The 17,130-nt window shown below is 62.4% G+C and carries 18 protein-coding genes; 11 read left to right on the forward strand and 7 right to left on the reverse strand.

Annotation, left to right across the window (positions count from 1 at the left end):
• Window positions 1-4: 4 nt before the first annotated feature.
• The gene (locus NKJ09_RS09255) at window positions 5-844 is read left to right on the forward strand and encodes an alkaline phosphatase family protein (protein ID WP_023718089.1); all 840 of its coding nucleotides are present in this window, start codon (window positions 5-7) and stop codon (window positions 842-844) included.
• A gap of 81 nt (window positions 845-925) precedes the next feature.
• Here the strand turns inward: NKJ09_RS09255 and NKJ09_RS09260 are convergent, their stop codons facing one another.
• Both NKJ09_RS09260 and NKJ09_RS09265 read right to left on the reverse strand, forming a co-directional pair.
• Window positions 926-1,930: a zinc-dependent alcohol dehydrogenase family protein gene (locus NKJ09_RS09260; RefSeq protein WP_352547952.1), complete on the reverse strand. Its 1,005-nt coding sequence runs from the start codon at window positions 1,928-1,930 to the stop codon at window positions 926-928.
• Window positions 1,931-2,532: 602 nt separating this feature from the next.
• Window positions 2,533-2,949, reverse strand: coding sequence for an NUDIX hydrolase (locus NKJ09_RS09265; RefSeq protein ID WP_031193706.1), 417 nt, complete (start codon window positions 2,947-2,949; stop codon window positions 2,533-2,535).
• A gap of 192 nt (window positions 2,950-3,141) precedes the next feature.
• Between NKJ09_RS09265 and NKJ09_RS09270 the strand changes: the two genes are divergently transcribed.
• The 4 genes from NKJ09_RS09270 to NKJ09_RS09285 all read left to right on the forward strand — a co-directional run bounded on the left by NKJ09_RS09270 (window position 3,142) and on the right by NKJ09_RS09285 (window position 6,436).
• Complete coding sequence (locus tag NKJ09_RS09270; protein WP_352484364.1) at window positions 3,142-3,705, forward strand: sigma-70 family RNA polymerase sigma factor; 564 nt, start codon at window positions 3,142-3,144, stop codon at window positions 3,703-3,705.
• Window positions 3,702-4,370, forward strand: coding sequence for an anti-sigma factor (locus NKJ09_RS09275; RefSeq protein WP_352484363.1), 669 nt, complete (start codon window positions 3,702-3,704; stop codon window positions 4,368-4,370). Before NKJ09_RS09270 ends, NKJ09_RS09275 begins: the two co-directional genes overlap by 4 nt.
• Complete coding sequence (locus NKJ09_RS09280) at window positions 4,360-5,817, forward strand: S8 family serine peptidase (protein ID WP_023718346.1); 1,458 nt, start codon at window positions 4,360-4,362, stop codon at window positions 5,815-5,817. Before NKJ09_RS09275 ends, NKJ09_RS09280 begins: the two co-directional genes overlap by 11 nt.
• Before the next feature lie 184 nt (window positions 5,818-6,001).
• Window positions 6,002-6,436, forward strand: coding sequence for a YybH family protein (locus NKJ09_RS09285; protein ID WP_023718345.1), 435 nt, complete (start codon window positions 6,002-6,004; stop codon window positions 6,434-6,436).
• A gap of 302 nt (window positions 6,437-6,738) precedes the next feature.
• Here the strand turns inward: NKJ09_RS09285 and NKJ09_RS09290 are convergent, their stop codons facing one another.
• Window positions 6,739-7,233: a DUF8737 domain-containing protein gene (locus NKJ09_RS09290; protein ID WP_352495217.1), complete on the reverse strand. Its 495-nt coding sequence runs from the start codon at window positions 7,231-7,233 to the stop codon at window positions 6,739-6,741.
• A gap of 81 nt (window positions 7,234-7,314) precedes the next feature.
• Between NKJ09_RS09290 and NKJ09_RS09295 the strand changes: the two genes are divergently transcribed.
• On the forward strand, window positions 7,315-8,223 hold the full coding sequence (locus NKJ09_RS09295; RefSeq protein WP_352495218.1) for a LysR family transcriptional regulator: 909 nt from the start codon (window positions 7,315-7,317) through the stop codon (window positions 8,221-8,223).
• A 72-nt stretch (window positions 8,224-8,295) separates the two neighbouring features.
• Here the strand turns inward: NKJ09_RS09295 and NKJ09_RS09300 are convergent, their stop codons facing one another.
• The gene (locus tag NKJ09_RS09300; protein ID WP_352495219.1) at window positions 8,296-9,318 is read right to left on the reverse strand and encodes a substrate-binding domain-containing protein; all 1,023 of its coding nucleotides are present in this window, start codon (window positions 9,316-9,318) and stop codon (window positions 8,296-8,298) included.
• A 363-nt stretch (window positions 9,319-9,681) separates the two neighbouring features.
• On the opposite strand from NKJ09_RS09300, the gene NKJ09_RS09305 reads away from it, so the two are divergent.
• The 5 genes from NKJ09_RS09305 (at window position 9,682) to NKJ09_RS09325 (ending at window position 16,241) form a co-directional block, all read left to right on the forward strand.
• Window positions 9,682-11,037: an ABC transporter substrate-binding protein gene (locus NKJ09_RS09305; RefSeq protein ID WP_352762649.1), complete on the forward strand. Its 1,356-nt coding sequence runs from the start codon at window positions 9,682-9,684 to the stop codon at window positions 11,035-11,037.
• 227 nt (window positions 11,038-11,264) lie between these two features.
• Window positions 11,265-12,278 carry a carbohydrate ABC transporter permease gene (locus NKJ09_RS09310; RefSeq protein ID WP_023718341.1) on the forward strand — a complete coding sequence of 338 codons (1,014 nt, stop codon included), beginning with the start codon at window positions 11,265-11,267 and terminating at the stop codon, window positions 12,276-12,278.
• 1 nt (window position 12,279) lies between these two features.
• Window positions 12,280-13,434, forward strand: a complete 1,155-nt coding sequence (locus tag NKJ09_RS09315; protein WP_023718340.1) for a carbohydrate ABC transporter permease — start codon at window positions 12,280-12,282, stop codon at window positions 13,432-13,434.
• 4 nt (window positions 13,435-13,438) lie between these two features.
• Window positions 13,439-15,103 (forward strand): beta-galactosidase BglA, encoded by a 1,665-nt coding sequence (gene bglA / locus NKJ09_RS09320; protein WP_352515901.1) that lies wholly within the window; start codon window positions 13,439-13,441, stop codon window positions 15,101-15,103.
• Window positions 15,104-15,128: 25 nt separating this feature from the next.
• Window positions 15,129-16,241 (forward strand): ABC transporter ATP-binding protein, encoded by a 1,113-nt coding sequence (locus NKJ09_RS09325; RefSeq protein WP_023718338.1) that lies wholly within the window; start codon window positions 15,129-15,131, stop codon window positions 16,239-16,241.
• 79 nt (window positions 16,242-16,320) lie between these two features.
• Here the strand turns inward: NKJ09_RS09325 and NKJ09_RS09330 are convergent, their stop codons facing one another.
• The 3 genes from NKJ09_RS09330 to NKJ09_RS09340 form a co-directional block, all read right to left on the reverse strand.
• Window positions 16,321-16,560 (reverse strand): DUF680 domain-containing protein, encoded by a 240-nt coding sequence (locus NKJ09_RS09330; protein ID WP_352495222.1) that lies wholly within the window; start codon window positions 16,558-16,560, stop codon window positions 16,321-16,323.
• A gap of 67 nt (window positions 16,561-16,627) precedes the next feature.
• Entirely contained in the window at window positions 16,628-16,834 is a 207-nt protein-coding gene (locus tag NKJ09_RS09335; protein ID WP_352495223.1) for a DUF680 domain-containing protein, read from the reverse strand.
• Between the two features lie 71 nt (window positions 16,835-16,905).
• Window positions 16,906-17,109 carry a DUF680 domain-containing protein gene (locus tag NKJ09_RS09340; protein ID WP_023718335.1) on the reverse strand — a complete coding sequence of 68 codons (204 nt, stop codon included), beginning with the start codon at window positions 17,107-17,109 and terminating at the stop codon, window positions 16,906-16,908.
• Between the last annotated feature and the right edge of the window lie 21 nt (window positions 17,110-17,130).

Here is a 17,130-nt window from a genome sequence, read left to right on the forward strand (position 1 = left end):
TCCCGTGGCGCTCAAGACAAAACTTTTGGTCATCATCCTCGACGGCGTGCCTTACCGGAACTGGCGGCGGCTGATGGGCAATCTCGAAGGCTGGGTGCAATCAGGCGAAGCCCGCGTATGGAAAATGCGCTCCGTCCTGCCGTCGACCTCGGCATCCTGCTACGCCTCGATCCACACCGGCGTGCCGCCCCAAGTGCACGGTATCCTGTCGAACGAGAACCGGTTTCGCGTCGAACAGCCTGATATTTTTTCCGAAGTCAGCAGGGCCGGCGGCAAGACGGGTGCGGTCACCCATTCCTACTGGTCCGAATTCTTCCGGGCCTATCCGTTCGACCTGGTCGAGGACATGGAGTTCGACGAGCCGGGCGGGCCGATCGGCCACGGCCGGTTCCACACCATGACCGGCTATAATGCCAGGAACCAGATGACGCCGAGCGACGTCGACCTGTTCGCTACCTTGACCATGCTGACCAGGCGCTACGGCATCGACTACGGCATCCTGCACAGCTGCACGCTGGACTCGATGGGCCACCGCTTCGGCCATGACTGCCATGAGATGGATCATGCCGTCTATGCAATGGACGCCATGCTCGCCGGCTTCCTGCCGCGCTGGCGGGAGGCCGGCTACGAGGTGATCGTCACCGCCGATCATGGCCAGACCGATCGCGGCCATCATGGCGGCCACGACGAGGAGATGCAGGATTTCGCACTTTACTACTTCGGATCCGGCGAGGGTCCGGAAGCCAAGACGCTGCTCGATCAGCTGCAGCTCGCGCCAACGGTGCTTGCGCGCCTCGGCGTGCCGGTGCCGGCGACGATGAAGGCAAAGCCATTTCTCGACTGATTGGTGCCTGGCCTGCTTTGCTTGCGGAGAACATAAAGCCGGTCGAAATGCGCGACGCCAAATGGAGGCCAGATACAGGAGTCAAAGTTCGAGACAGACCTTGCCAAAATGCTTTTGGGACTCGTAGTGCTTGAAGGCATTGGCGATCTCCTGCAGGGGAAAACCGCGGTCGATCGCAGGCTTCAAACGGTTGGCCTCTATGGCACGGATCATGTCGTTCTGGTCTGCCCTGCTGCCAATCGAGATTCCGCTGATCCTGATCTGATTGGAAAACAGGGCCGGGATCGAAACTTGCCCGGCAAAACCAGTCAAGACACCGATCAGTGCGATGTGGCCGCCCATCCTGCAAGCTGTTATCGACTGCGCCAATGTGCCGGGCCCGCCAACCTCGATCACATGATCGACGCCGCGTCCGTCCGTCAATACCCTTGCCTTCTGGCCCCAATCCGGCACCGCCTTGTAATTGACGACAATGTCGGCTCCAAATCGCTTTAACTTTTCCAGCTTCTCCTCCGATGAGGAGGTGGCAATAACCCGAGCGCCTGCAATTTTTGCGAATTGCAGCGCGAACAGCGATACACTTCCCGTGCCAAGGACCAGCACCGTATCACCAGGCTTCACCTGGCCGCACACCATCAGGGCTTTCCAGGCGGTGACGCCGGCACAAGTAAGCGTTGCCGCCTCCACATGCGTGAAGTCTGCCGGTGCCCTTGTGAAGGCATGCCAGGGCATGCACACATACTCGCGGGCATAGCCGTCAACATCATCTCCCAATTCGCCCTTCTTATTGGCTGGCGTCGGTTCGCCTGCCAGCCAATGGGGCCAATAGGTGCTGACGACGGCATCTCCGACCTTGAATTCTTGGACATCGTCTGAGACCGCAACCACCTCTCCGGCGCCATCGGACAGCGGGATACGGCCATCGGCGCACGGTTTCTTTCCCAGCGCCACCATACTGTCGTGGAAATTCAACGAACACGCTCGTATCCTGACAAGCAACTCACCCGGCCCTGGTTCTGGGCAATCTTCCTCGACCAGCTTGAGATTTTCCAAGCCTCCCGGCGCTTTCAGCCTAATCAATCTCATGGAAAGCTCCTTCCGACCGCGCAAGGCTTCATGCGCCCCACCACTCGCGTGGACGCTTGACCGCGGCGAACACCGCCATGGGCGACTGATCCACGAGAATCGCGGCCGCAAAGCTGTTGTTGGTCATAACATTTCGTTTCTTCAGGCTGGATTGCCATTTGCGATCGGGACCTTAGTCGCCCGGCAGCGGACTGTTGAGTTACAAAACTGTCGGGAATCCCTGCACGGCGATGGCGTCCAATTACGCCTCGCCCGAGGCTGAACGACTGCACCTTACCCGATGGTTATGAGCCGCCTTGTGGCCGCCGTCATTGCGAGCCTGACGGCCGAGACAGTATCGCTAAAAAGGGGGAGAACGGTACACTCTGGCAACCTCTCCGCTCTTCGGTTAGCCTCCGCAAATATCCGGCGGAGGCGGTGAACCCTTTTTGGGCCGATCAGCGACAGATGCCCGAAGTGGAGATCGGCGGGCTGGAGAAGGCGAATCAAGGGACGGCGGATGGCAAGCGCGGGAAATTGAGCACCTAGGGATTCCCTCGCGTCACGGGAAATGCCGAGGATCGGTGCGCGGATCACGTGCGAGAACGGGTACTTTCGGGAGGTCACGTCGCGGCGAGCTTTGCGAGCCGGCGATAATCGCAATCCACCAGATTGGGGAGGCGCTGAAGTTCCTCGACATCAAACCACCGGATCTCGGTGTGTTCCTCGCAAATGTTGCTTGGATCCCCGCCTTCCCAGCCGATGACCTTGAAAACGTGGTGCAACGCCTTCCCATAGAGCTCGGGATGGCGCTCTCCAATGCACCGCATCCAACCGAAATCTGTTGGCGTCACTCCAATTTCTTCCTGAATCTCGCGAACGAGTGCCTCTTCCAGCGTCTCTCCGGCTTCAACGCGGCCGCCGATCGTGTCCCAATGCCCAGGCCACGCGCTCTTCCAGGCAGCGCGAAGACCCATCAAGACCTTCCGGTCGTGGTTCACCAGCAATGCACCGACCGTAACTGTGGGATTCCTGATCATTTGCGGAGCGTATTCGCTGCAGCGATGTTTGCAAAGGCGGCGTCTTCCCTCCCCCGCAGGGAGAAGGAGAAAGCGCACCTCTGGCAACCTCTCCGCTCTTCGGTTAGCCTCCGCAAATATCCGGCGGAGGCGGTGAACCTTTTTGGGCCGATCAGCGACAGAGCAGGCAGGAGCCAGGCGGCTCGACCGGCGATGACAGCCGCGGAGACCGATCGCGCGCTCGTCGAGCGGGTCGCGAAGGGCGACCGTGCAGCCGTGCGGCTCCTGTTCATGCGCCACCACGCGCGGGTCTACCGCTTCGTGGCACGCCAGACGGGATCGGAACTGATGGCCGACGATATCGCGAACGAGGTGTTCCTCGAGCTCTGGCGGCAGGCGCCGGCCTTCGAGGGGCGCTCGGAGGTCTCGACATGGCTGCTCGGCATTGCCCGCTTCAAGGCGCTGTCCCTGCTACGCAGGAAGAAGGAAGACTGGATCGACGACGATGACGCGGCCCAGGTCGCCGACGGTGCCGACACGCCGGAAGTCGTGACGATGAAGGAAGACAAGGCCGCTGCCTTGCGACGCTTCATCGATGCCATGCCGGAAGAGCATCGCACGGTGATCGACCTTGCCTATTATCACGGGCAATCGGTGAGCGAGATCGGCGAGGTGCTCGGTATTCCGGTCGCCACGGTCAAGACCAGGATGTTCTACGCCCGCAAGAAACTCGGCGAAGCTCTCAAGGCCGCCGGTTACGACAGGGGGTGGCCATGAGCGCCGCTGAAAAAATGTCACGCCGCGACGAAATGGAAATGCTGCTGCCGTTTTATCTGAACGGCTCGCTGGAAGGCGCCGAGCTGGAAGCCATCGAGGAATGGCTGGAGAGCGATCCGGCGGCGATGGCCGCGCTTGGCGAGGCCGAGGCCGAATTCTCCGGCACTGCTGCCGCAAACGAGGCAATCCGCCCGCCGGCCGATGCGCTCAGCCGCTTTGCCAAGGCGCTCGACGCCGAGGCCGGCCCGGCCCGCGCGCCGGCGGCGTCGCCCTGGCTGGCGCAGGCCTGGAGCCGCTTCATGGCGGTGCCGGCCGGCGTCGCCTGGGCCGCGGCCGCGGTGCTGCTGGCCCTGGTCGTCGCGCAATCCTTTGTCCAGACCGGCAGCAGAGGTGGCGACTTCAAGATTGCCGGATCGGCAGACGATCTGGCCAAAATGCCGTTTGCACTGGTGAAGTTCAAACCGGATGCGAAGCTGTCCGATATCGTCGCTTTTCTCGACCAGAACCAGTTGAAGATCGCCGGCGGGCCGACCGCCGACGGTGTCTTCCGCCTCGGCGTTCCGGCCAAGACCGCCGCCGACTATCAGAAGCTGCTTGGCCTTATTGCCGCCCAGCCTTTCACCGAAGCTGCCCTGGAGGGAAGGAAACCGGCTGATGGCGGCTAAGGCGGTCATTCGATTGACGGCGGCGATGACAATCTTCGCCACGTCCGCGATGGCGCAGACCAACGACCCGAACCTCACCCAGGCGGAGATCGACTGCCTGAACCGGGCAAGTGCCGCCGGCACCGACTGCGCCAAGGACGGCGACGACGGGAAGGATAGCGGCGGCAAAACGCCGGCTAAGGCTTCAACGGTGAGTGCCGTGTTTCTTCCCGCGCTGATCGTCGACTTGTTCCCCAATCCTACCCTAGTCACCGAGGCGCCGATACCTCCCGGCAATACCGCGGCCCCGCCGACCGCTCCGCCTTCGGGCCTGCCGGCAATACCGGCGGCCGCGCCGGGCGGTCCGATCGTAGCACCCACCGATCTTGTCGCAACCGAGCCGCCGCGCGCCGTGATCGGCGATTTCGTGCCCGACGAGGTGCTGGTCACGGTCAATGGCGATGCCGGCGCGGTCCAGCAGATCGCCGCCTCGTTCGGCCTCGAAATACGCTCGCAGCGGCAGTCGCGGCTGCTCGGCAACACGCTGGTGCGCTTCGGCATTCCCGATGGCCGCCCAGTCGGCGTCGTGCTGGCGCAGCTTGCCGCCGACGGCCGCACTTTGCGGCGTGAGGCCAACCACGTCTATTCGCTGCAGCAGGCGGCCAGCATCGTCAATTATGCGTTCGAGCGCATCGCGCTCGACGCCAAGGAAGCCAGCGGCGAGAATGTCCGCGTCGGCGTCATCGACACCGGCATCGACGACAGCAATCCCGCGCTCTCCGGTGTCATCGCCGAGCAGTTCGATGCCATGCCCGACGTGCCGATCAAGGCACGCGACCACGGTACTTCGGTCGATGGACTGATCGCCGGCACCGGCGCGTTCAAAGGCATGGCGCCGGGCGCCAGGATCTATCACGCCCGCGCCTTCGAGGGCGGCAAGTCGACCATGGACGTCATCCTTTCGGCGCTCGACTGGGCGGCGGAGCAGGATGTCCGTATCATCAATATGAGCTTCGTCGGCCCGAAGAACGACCTGCTCGGCATCGCCTGCCGCAATGCGCGCGCGCTCGGCATCGTGCTGGTCGCCGCCGCCGGCAATAACGGGCCGAAGGCGCCCTATGGTTATCCGGCCGCCTTCGACGGCGTGATCGCGGTGACGGCCACCGATGCCAAGGACGGGCTGATGCCGCAGGCCAATCGCGGCGCCTACGTCTTCATCTCCGCTCCCGGCGTCGAGATGGTGGCGCCAAGCGGCGCCGGCTCGGATGTGGTGACCGGGACGTCCTTTGCAGCGGCGATCGTGACCGGCGCGGTCGCCAACCTGTTGCATGCCGCGCCCGACCGTTCGGCCGACTGGGTCGAGAAAGCACTGGCCGCCACGGCAAAGGATCTCGGCCCCAAGGGGCGGGACAATGATTTCGGCTTTGGGCTGCTGGACACCAAGGCGGCCGAGGCGGCCAAGGACTAAGTCTCGTGTTTGAACCGAGCCGTCTCATAACGCTGTCGCGAAACTTGTCTCACGCCGTGCTATAATGACCAAGCCAACCTGCACTACGCCGCCGTAGGGAAAATGCTTCACCGCTGCGGGCGCACAGAATGTAGACCTGTGGTCGCCAGTCCGGATCAGAAATAAAAACGACAGGGAGGATGACGTGTCCCTCGACGCCAGTGGCTTCGATCAAGCAGTTGAAGAATACCACCTGGCTCTGGATGAGTTCATGAAAGGAAACCCCGCGCCAGCGAAGAAGCTCTTTTCCCAACGAGACGATGTAACACTGGGCAATCCCTTTGGCCCTTTCGCTCATGGATGGAAGCAGGTCGTTGAGACGATGGAGCAGGCGGCATCGAACTACAGGGACGGCGACGCTAGCGGCTTCGAGAACATAGCGAAGTGTGTGACGTCTGAGCTGGCATACATCGTCGAAGTGGAGCGGCTCAGGTCCAAGGTTGGCGGTCGGAGCGATGTCACGCCTCTTGCGTTACGCGCGACGAGCGTCTTTCGCCCAGAAGATGGTCTGTGGAAGATTGTGCATCGTCATGCCGATCCGATAACGACGGCTCAGCCGGCCGATTCGGTACTCCGATAGCGGTTGTGGTATTGGGGAAGCGATCGATCTCCTTTGCTGCTGCAGCGCGGCTATTCTTCAGTCCGTTTTCTGCTAAGGGTTGGCCAGCGTCATCGGGCTCGCAGGGTCGGACGGCCGCTCTGGGTCGAACTCGGTCGCCGGGAGTGATCGAGTTTTGACCTTTACATCGGCGCGCCGGCCCTGGATGCCCTGACCACTGGTCGAACGGCCAGACCTCGCCGCGCGCGGCCTGCTCCGGCCGGAGATTCGCGACGCCAGCCGTTCGGCAATGCGCGCCGGCCAGGCGGATCGACTACGATGGCTTAAGTCGCGTTTTGCCGAGGACGCGCCAGAAAATAGAATGCGGCGATGTGCGTTATCATCAGCAGCGGTACGTAGATGATCGGGATCGCGTAGGTTGCGCCCAGTTCCCCCGCGCGTGCAGGAAGGCCGATCTGAATGGCGTGGTAATAGTCGACGATGAGGTCGACCGTCCCGACGACGTTGAAGGCGACGACCAACGGCCAGAAGAGCGGGCGTATCCTCACCGTGAGCAGCGCCAGCATGGCCAGCACGCCAGTCGCGAAATCGCCGTAGGCGGCAAACACGGCGAAATCGGCGGGCAGATTGGGGCTTACGACGCCCGGAACGATGAAGACGAGCCCGAAGAAGCGGAAGCTGTGCAGCGTAGCGATAGAACGTTGCGCTGCGACCCGGTCCATCGACCTGAGCCACGGCAAACCGTATGCGCCGAAGCAAAGCAGCCACGCGACATAGCCGAGAACAAGATGGGTTTGGAACACTATTTCCGTGGACATTTGGCCTTCTCTCAACAGTTGATTCACGCGGCTTTAAGCCCGCTACCGCAATTCGACTATCCGGTGTAATCACAACAACCTATGAAGCAGAACTACACAGTCCGACATGGTGCGCTGGAGGGCGTCGAGGCGTTCCTGGCCGTCGCCAGGCGCCGCAACTTCCGCCGTGCTGCCGCCGATCTCGGCGTGACGCCGTCCGCTGTGAGCCAAGCGGTGCGCGCGCTGGAAGCTCGCCTGGGTACGGCGCTGTTCGTCCGCACGACGCGGAGCGTCGGTTTAACCGAACCTGGCCAGCGGTTCCTCGACCGTGCCGGCCCTGCATTCGAAGAGCTCGTCGCGGCCGGCGAGGCTGCCCGCGATATCGGCCAACGGCCGACCGGTCTGCTGCGTCTGTCTGTGCCCCGCGCCATCGTGCCATTGATGTTGGAGCCGGTGCTCGCGTCGTTCTGCCAAGCCTATCCTGAGATCGAACTGGAGATCGCCGTGAGCGACCAGATGGTTGATCTGGCGACCGGCGGGTTCGATGCCGGCATCCGCCTCGGCCAGCTCATCGCCGCCGACATGGTCGCGGTGCGGCTGACTCCGCCGTTCTCGTTCGTGGTCGTCGGCAGCCCTGATTATCTCGAGCGCCACGGCCGTCCCGAGCGTGTCGAGGACTTGCGCCGCCACGCCTGCTTACGCTTGCGCCGCTCGAATGGCGCGATCGCGCCCTGGTCCTTCGTCGACGGCAATGGCGCGATCGAAGCGATCGTCTCAGGCCCGCTGATCGCGCACGACTATTCGACATTGGTCGGGGCTGCGACGCGGGGCGTTGGGCTGGCGCAGACACCACGACCACTCGCCGAAGGTCTGATAGAAGAAGGAAAACTCAAGTCGGTGCTGGACAGCATCGCCACGACGACGCCGGGTGTCTTCCTCTATCATCCAGGCAAGCGCCAAGTCCTGCCGAAGCTGCGCGCCTTCATCGATCACCTCAAATCTGCGGCCTGACACCAGGACGCACTCGCTGGTGCTGGCCAACAGCCGCCAAGAGTCGACCTCGGCCGTTCAGAGTGATTGCCTCTAGGCCGGTGCGCCGGCGACCGATCCCCTGACCACCAGGTCGACCGGCCAGACCTCGCCGCGAGCCCCCTCCTCCAGGCCGGAAATCCGCGCCGCCAGCCGTTCGGCGATGCGCGCGCCGGCCAGGCGGATCGACGAACGCGTCGTCGACAGCGGCACCGAAAAATTCTCCGGCTTCAGCCAGGGAAAGACGTCGTCATGGGCGATCAGCGACAGGTCGCCCGGAATGGTCAGGCCGAGATCGCGCACCGCGCGCACCACGCCGAGCGCCATGATCAGGCTGGAGCAGGCGATCGCCGTCGGCGCGTCGCTTTGTTCCAGCAAGCGCCGGGCAGCGCGGTAGCCATTCTCCTCGGTCATGGTGAGGGAACAGACATGCTGATCACCAAGCACCAGGCCGCTTGCCGCTAGCGCGCGCCGAACGCCGCGCTCGCGGTGGATGGCGAAGGTCTCGCGATCGTCGCCATTGATCAGCGCCAGACGCCTGTGACCGAGCTGGACGAGAAGCCGCGCCGCCTCGTGGAAGGCGCCCTCATTGTCGATGTCGGTGAAGGGATAGTCGAAATCGAAGCCTTCGCTGCGGCCATGGACGATGAAAGGAATGCCGAGCGTATTGACCAGCGCCACCCGGCGGTCGGCCGGCCTCGGCGACGAGATATAGACCGCGTCGACCTGCCGGTTGGCGACAATACGGCGGTAGGTCGTCTCCTGGTCGTCGGCATCGGCCGGTGACAGCACCAGGTCGAGCTCGTGCGAACGCGCATAGTCGCCGAGGCCGGACAGGAACTCGACGAAATGCGGGTCGATGTCGACGGTCGTCCCCGTCGGCAGCACATAGCCGATCATGCCGGTCTTGCCGGTCGCCAGCCGGCGCGCGCTCGGATTGGGGCGATAGCCGTGACGCTTGGCGGCATCGACCACCCGCCGGCGCGTTTCCTCGTTGACTTCCGGGTAGCCGTTCAATGCGCGGCTGACCGTGGTCTGCGAAAGCGCCAGCATGTGGGAGAGCTGCTTGAGGTTCACCGGAGGCCTCCAAAACCTCAAAGCGCTTTTAATCTGAATCGAGCTGGCCGCTACGAACCGCCTTGCCGAGCGCAATGACCATACGCACGGTTCAGACCGGTTTGAAGCCGAATTTGCTGCTGCACCGCCAGAAAACTGTGCTGCAGCGCACTTTCGCTGGCACTCGGCCGCAGAAATCAAATCGATTAGCGTGGCTTTCTCTTGACTCCGGATCAATTCAGTGGCGTGATCAAAATCACCAAAGCGCTTTGGAAGACTCTACGAAAGGTTGCAGTTCCTTTCCGACTGAGTCACAGTCCTGCAGCGCCGCCGGACGGAATGGAGGTTTCGTTCGGTGTTTGTCACCACTGGGAGGGAATACCGATGAAGAAAATGCTTCTGCTGGGCGCTGCGTTTGCCACGCTCGCCCTGGCCATGCCGGCGCAAGCCGAACTGAAGTTCAAGCCGGGCGAAGATCCCCGTTTCAACTGGGCCAACTACGAGGAGCTCAAGAAGGTCGACCTCAAGGGCGAGACGCTGACGATCTTCGGACCGTGGCGCGGCGAGGACGAAGGGCTTGTCCGCACCGTTCTCGATTATTTCTCCGAAGCCACCGGCGCCGAGATCAAGTACTCCTCGTCGGAGAATTACGAGCAGCAGATCGTCATCGACACGCAGGCCGGCAGCCCGCCCAACATCGCCGTGCTGCCGCAGCCGGGTCTGATCCAGGATCTGGCATCGAAGGGGCTTTTGACGCCGCTCGGCGACGACACCGCCACCTGGGTCAAGGACAATTACGGCGCCGGCCAATCCTGGGTCGACCTCGGCACCTTCAAGGACAAGGACGGCAAGCCCGGTTTCTTCGCGTTCCCCTACAAGGCCGACGTGAAATCGCTAGTCTGGTACTCGCCGGATAATTTCGAGGAAGCCGGCTACAAGGTGCCGAAGACGCAGGAAGAGCTTGCCGAGCTCGAAAAGAAGATCATCGCCGACGGCGGCACGCCATGGTGCATCGGGCTTGGTTCGGGCGGCGCCACCGGCTGGCCTGCGACCGACTGGGTCGAAGACATCATGCTGCGCACCCAGACGCCCGAGACCTACGACAAATGGGTGAAGAACGAAATTCCGTTCAACGATCCGGCCGTGGTCAACGCCATCGACATTTTCGGCAAGATCGCGACCGACGACAAAATGGTCGAGGGCGGTGCAAACGCGGTTGCGGCGACCGATTTCCGCGACAGCCCGAAGGGCCTCTTCTCGGTGCCGCCAAAATGCTATCTGCACCACCAGGCATCATTCATCCCGACCTTCTTCCCGCAAGGCACCAAGATCGGCGAGGATGCCGACTTCTTCTATTACCCGCCCTACGCCTCCAAGCCCGATCTCGGCACTCCGGTGCTGGGCGCCGGCACGCTCGCCATGATCACCAAGGATAGCAAGAGTGCCCGCGCGTTCATCGAATTCCTGAAGCTGCCGCTCGCTCATGAGATCTGGATGGCGCAGGGTGGCTTCGTGACGCCGTTCAAGTCGGTCAACAAGGACGCCTATGCCAGCGACGCGCTGAAGAAGCAGGGCGAAATCCTGGCCAACGCCTCGACCTTCCGCTTCGATGGGTCCGACCTGATGCCGGGCAAGATCGGCGCCGGCGCCTTCTGGACCGGCATGATCGACCTGGTCGGCGGCAAGTCCGCCCAGGACGTCGCCACCGATATCCAGAAAAGCTGGGACGCGATCAAGTAAGCGGCCGGCTTGCGTTCCCAATGTGATGCGGTCCGGGCCTCAAACGGCCCGGACCTTATCCGGTGCTTGGCGTCGCGTCGATTGTCGTGAGCACAACGCATTCCGGCATGATGCGCGCCCAGTGACCTGCTTTTCGGCTGGTCGCGCTCCAGACAACTGAATCGGCGCATGATCCCGTCGCCAAAGCCATTCTCGACTGGCGGATCCGTGCGCAGGGGGAGGGACCCATGGCGGCTCAGATTTTTTCGGCGATATTCGTCATCATCATTGGCGTGGGCGGCTGCGTCGCCTATTTCTGGGGCGCCAACAAGGCACTCGATACGATCTTTCCGGCACGCGGCGTTTCCGGCAAGGCGGCGATTAACAATCTGCGGCGGCAGGGGGTGATCCGGCCGTGGCTGTTCGTCGGGCCGGCGATGATCATCCTCACCATCTACCTGATCTACCCGGTGGTGGAGACGCTGAGGCTGTCGTTCCTCGATCGCGGCGGTGGCCATTTCGTCGGCTTGGCCAACTATCAATGGGCGTTCGGCGACCGCGAGTTCCGCAACTCGATCCTCAACAACATCATCTGGCTGGCAGTGGTGCCGGCCGCCTGCACCTTCCTCGGGCTGATCATCGCCGTGCTCACCGACAAGATCTGGTGGGGCACCATCGCCAAGAGCCTGATCTTCCTGCCGCTGGCCATCTCCTTCGTCGGCGCCAGCGTCATCTGGAAATTCATCTACGAGTACCGCGGCGACGGCCAGACGCAGATCGGCCTGCTCAACGCCATCATCCAGTATTTCGGCGGCCAGCCGCAGGTCTGGATATCGCTGCCGTTCTGGAACAACTTCTTCCTGATGATCATCCTGATCTGGATCCAGACCGGCTTTGCCATGGTCATCCTGTCGTCGGCCTTGCGCGGCATTCCGGAAGAGACGCTGGAAGCCGCCGTCATCGACGGCGCCAATCCTTTCCAGATCTTCTGGAAGATCATGGTGCCGCAGATCTGGGGCACCATCGCCGTCGTCTGGACCACCATCACCATCCTGGTGCTGAAGGTTTTCGACATCGTGCTGACCATGACCAACGGCCAGTGGAACAGCCAGGTGCTGGCCAATCTGATGTTCGACTGGATGTTCCGCGGCGGCGGCGATTTCGGCCGCGGCGCCACCATCGCCATCATCATCATGATCGCGGTCATTCCGATCATGGTCTGGAACATCCGCCAGGCGAACAAAGAGACGGAGGGACATTGAGATGGCCGTGGCGACCGGAAAGTCCTTTGTCAGCCGTTTCGGCGTCCATATCGCCGTCTTCATCTTCGTTGCGATCTGGACGATCCCGACGCTCGGCATCCTGGTCTCGTCGCTGCGCGACAAGGACCAGATCATCGCTTCGGGCTGGTGGAACTCGTTCACCAGTTCCAGCCAGACGGAAGCCGGACGGCTGCCGCCCGCTTCGGCGCAGGTCGAGAAGGACGGCAAGTTCGTCCTGCAAGGCAATATCTTCGGCGACGGTCCTGCCCGCAACATCAGCGCCTTCGGCGTCAAGTCGGCCGCACCGACGCAATATCCCGCCGGCACGACAGCCGATCTCGGCGACGGCGTGACCCTGCAGCTCAATGCCGACGGCAGTTTCGTCATGACCTCGCCGAAGGCTTTCGAAAGCGAACGCGGCCAGCGCGTCTATTACGCCTCGTCGGCGCCGCCGAAATTCACCACCGACAACTACGACACGGTGCTGTTTTCGGAAGGCATCGGCCGCTCCTTCATGAATTCGCTGACCGTCACCATTCCGGCGACCGTGATCCCGATCCTGATCGCCGCGTTCGCCGCCTACGCTTTGGCGTGGATGCGCTTTCCCGGCCGGGCGCTGCTCATCGCCGTCATCATCGGCCTCCTGGTCGTGCCGCTGCAGATGTCGCTGATCCCGCTGTTGAAGCTCTACAACGGCGTCGGCAGTTTCTTCGGCGTGCCGTCGAAAACCTATCTCGGCATCTGGCTGGCACATACCGGCTTCGGCCTGCCCTTCGCCATCTATCTGTTGAGGAGCTATATCGCCGGCCTGCCACGCGAGATCATGGAATCGGCGCGCATCGATGGCGCCAGCGATTTCGAGATCTTCGTCAAGATCGTGCTGCCATTGTCGTTCCCGGTGCTGGCCTCGTTCGCCATCTTCCAGTTTCTCTGGGTGTGGAACGATCTGCTGGTGGCGATGGTTTTCCTCGGTACCGAGGGCGACCAGATCGTGCTGACCGCCAAGCTCAATGCGTTGCTCGGTTCGCGCGGCGGCGACTGGGAGATCCTGACGACATCGGCCTTCGTCACCATCATCGTGCCGCTGATCGTGTTCTTCTCGCTGCAGCGTTATTTCGTCCGCGGGCTGCTTGCCGGCTCGGTGAAAGGAGGTTGAGATCATGCAATCCGCTTTGAAGGCGACCCCGAAGCCCGATCTCGCGATCGATCGCGACTGGTGGCGAGGTGCCGTGATCTACCAGATCTACCCGCGCAGCTACCAGGATTCGAACGGCGACGGCATCGGCGACCTCAGGGGCATCATCGGCCGGCTGCCCTATATCGCCTCGCTCGGTGTCGACGCCATCTGGATCTCGCCATTCTTCAAATCGCCGATGAAGGATTTTGGCTACGACGTGTCGGATTATTGCGACGTCGATCCGATGTTCGGGACGCTCGCCGACTTCGACGCGCTGACCGCCGAGGCGCATCGGCTTGGCCTCAAGGTGATGATCGACGAGGTGCTGTCGCACACCGCCGACATCCATCCATGGTTCAAGGAAAGCCGTTCGAGCCGCAGCAATCCAAAAGCCGACTGGTATGTCTGGGCGGATGCCAAACCGGACGGCACGCCGCCCAACAACTGGCTGTCGATCTTCGGCGGCTCGGCCTGGCAGTGGGACACCAGCCGCCAGCAATATTACCTGCATAATTTCCTGGCCGAGCAGCCCGACCTCAATTTCCACAACCGCGCGGTCCAGGACGCGCTGCTCGATGTCACCCGCTTCTGGCTGGAGCGCGGCGTCGATGGCTTTCGCCTCGATACCATCAATTTCTACTTCCACAGCCAAGGGCTGGAAGACAATCCGCCGCTGCCGCCCGAGCAGCGCAACGACCAGACGGCGCCGGCCGTCAACCCCTACAACTACCAGGACCATCTCTACGACAAGAGCCGGCCTGAAAACCTCGGCTTCCTCGAACGCTTCCGCGCCCTGCTCGACGAATATCCGGCGACGGCCGCGGTTGGCGAAGTCGGCGATTCGCAGCGTGGGCTGGAAGTAGTGGCGGCCTATACGGCCGGCGGCAAGCGCGTGCACATGTGCTACTCCTTCGACTTCCTGGCGCCGGAGAAGATCAGCGCGGCAAAGGTACGCTCGGTGCTGGAAACCTTCGGCAAGGTGGCCAGCGACGGCTGGTCGTGCTGGGCCTTCTCCAACCATGACGTGATGCGCCCTGCCTCGCGCTGGGCTGCCGGCGAGCCCGACCCGACCGCCTACCTCAAGGTCATCTCGGCGCTGCTGATGTCGTTGCGTGGCTCGGTCTGCATCTATCAGGGCGAGGAGCTCGGGCTTAGCGAGGCCGAGCTCAGCTTTGAATATCTGCAGGACCCATACGGCATCCGCTTCTGGCCGGAATTCAAGGGCCGCGATGGCTGCCGCACGCCGATGGTTTGGGACGGCGCTGCCCGCAATGGCGGCTTCTCGACGGCAAAGCCCTGGCTGCCGGTGCCCCGCAAGCATCTTGCGCAAGCGGTCAATGTGCAGCAGGGCGACGACGGCTCGCTGCTCGAGCACTACCGGCGCTTCCTGGCTTTCCGCCGCGCTCATCCGGCACTGGCCAAGGGTGATATCGAGTTCATCGAAAGCGACGACGACACCGTCGCCTTCACGCGCCGCGAAGGCAACGAGCAGATCGTCTGCGCCTTCAATCTCGGCGCAAAGCCGGCCGAGGTCGATCTTGGCGGCCGCTCACTGCAGCCCTTGCCGGGGCACGGGTTTTCGGGACAGACTGACGCCGGCACTATCCGCCTGGGCGGCTACGGCGCCTGGTTCGGGCGTATCGACTGAATTCAAGGAAGAACTGGAGGGTACCATGGCCGATGTCACGCTAAGGCAAGTGAAGAAATCATACGGCAATCTCAACATTCTGCACGGCGTCGACCTCGACATAAAGTCGGGCGAATTCATCGTCTTCGTCGGTCCGTCTGGTTGCGGCAAGTCGACCTTGCTGCGCTGCATCGCCGGGCTGGAGGAGATCACCTCGGGCGAGCTCAAGATAGACGGCGAAATCGTCAACGACGTGCCGCCGTCGAAGCGCGGCATCGCCATGGTGTTCCAGTCCTATGCGCTCTATCCGCACATGACCGTCTACGACAACATGGCGTTCTCGATGAAGATCGGCAAGGAAAGCAAGGCCGAGATCGACAAGCGGGTGCGCCAGGCGGCCGAGATCCTGCAGCTGACCAAATATCTCGACCGTCTGCCCAAGGCGATGTCGGGCGGCCAGCGCCAGCGCGTCGCTATCGGCCGCGCCATCGTGCGCAATCCCAAGGTCTTCCTGTTCGACGAGCCGCTGTCCAACCTCGACGCGGCGCTGCGCGTCGCTACCCGCATCGAGATCGCCAAGCTCAAGGAATCGATGCCGGCCACAACGATGATCTACGTCACCCACGACCAGGTCGAGGCGATGACGCTGGCCGACCGCATCGTGGTTCTGAAGGAAGGCCATATCGAACAGGTCGGCACGCCGATGGAGCTCTACAAGCGGCCCGGCAATCTGTTCGTCGCCCAGTTCATCGGCTCGCCGGCGATGAACATCTTGCCGGCAACGATCGACAAGACCGGCAACCCGACGCTCGTCAGCCATGTCGGCGGCCGCAAGGCAACGGTGCCGATCGCAACGCCTGCCTCGGCGAAAGGCGCTGCGGTGAGCTTCGGGGTGCGGCCGGAGGATCTGATGATTGCCACCGGCGCCGACTATTTGTTCGAAGGGACGGTCGATTATGTCGAGCAGCTCGGCGAGGTCCAACTCGTCTATGTCGACATCGGCCGCGCCGACCTGCCGCTGGTGACCAAGCTGCCGGGCAATGTCGAGGTCAAGCGCGGAGCGACGCTGCGGCTGACGGCGGACGCAGGCGACCTGCATATTTTCGACGCCGACGGGCGCTCTTTCGCGCTCCATGAAGCAGAAGCAAAGGCGGCTTGAAGCAGGCGTTTTTCCGCCATACAAAGACAAGAGCGGCGGGCATGGCCCGCCGCTCTTGTTTGGAATTCCAGTTCGGCTGTTAGTTGTTACCGAAGAGGTTGCGGTCGGCGCCCTGAGGCGCGGACTTGGGCACATCGCCAGACGAATTCAGCAGTTTGTAGATCGGCGAATTGGTGTCACGTACCGAAAACGTCTGCGTCTTGTCGACGTTGACGGTCGACTGCTTGTTGATGTCGGTCCCGCCAACATTGTCGTTGCGGGCATAGGCGCTGCCGGCGGCAATCAAGAGAGCGGCGGCAGTAAGAACAATCTTTTTCATTTGGGTACTCCTGGATTTTCGAATCAAGCGGCGGGCTCACCCGCCGCTTTGATGCTGGGATCGGCTATTAGTTGTTGCCGAAGAGGTTGCGGTCGGCGCCCTGGACGACCGGCTGCTTTTCAGCATGGTCCGACGTCTTGACGGAAGCCGTGTACGAGCTATCGACGAAAGGCGCAGGCTGGTTGGCACCGTTGGAACCATAATTGTCGCTAGCGGCGAAAGCGCTGCCGGTGATGGCCAGAACGGCGGCGGCAGCAAGAACGATCTTTTTCATTTTAATACTCCTGAATTTCTCGGGTCCCAGGCGGCGGATAATGCCCGCCGCCCTGATGCTGGGATCGGCTGTTAGTTGTTGCCGAAGAGGTTACGGTCGGCGCCCTGGACAGGCTGCTCGTCAGCATGAGCCGGCTTCTGAATGGAAGCCGTGTACGAGCTGTCGACCGAAGCGGCAGGCTGGTTCGCACCCTTGGAACCAAAGTTGTCGCTGCCAGCGAAGGCGCTGCCGGTGATGGCCAAAACGGCGACGGCGGCAAGAGCGATCTTTTTCATTTTAGTACTCCAGTATCTCAG

This window comes from Mesorhizobium sp. M0189, from assembly GCF_040322135.1.
GTDB lineage: Bacteria > Pseudomonadota > Alphaproteobacteria > Rhizobiales > Rhizobiaceae > Mesorhizobium.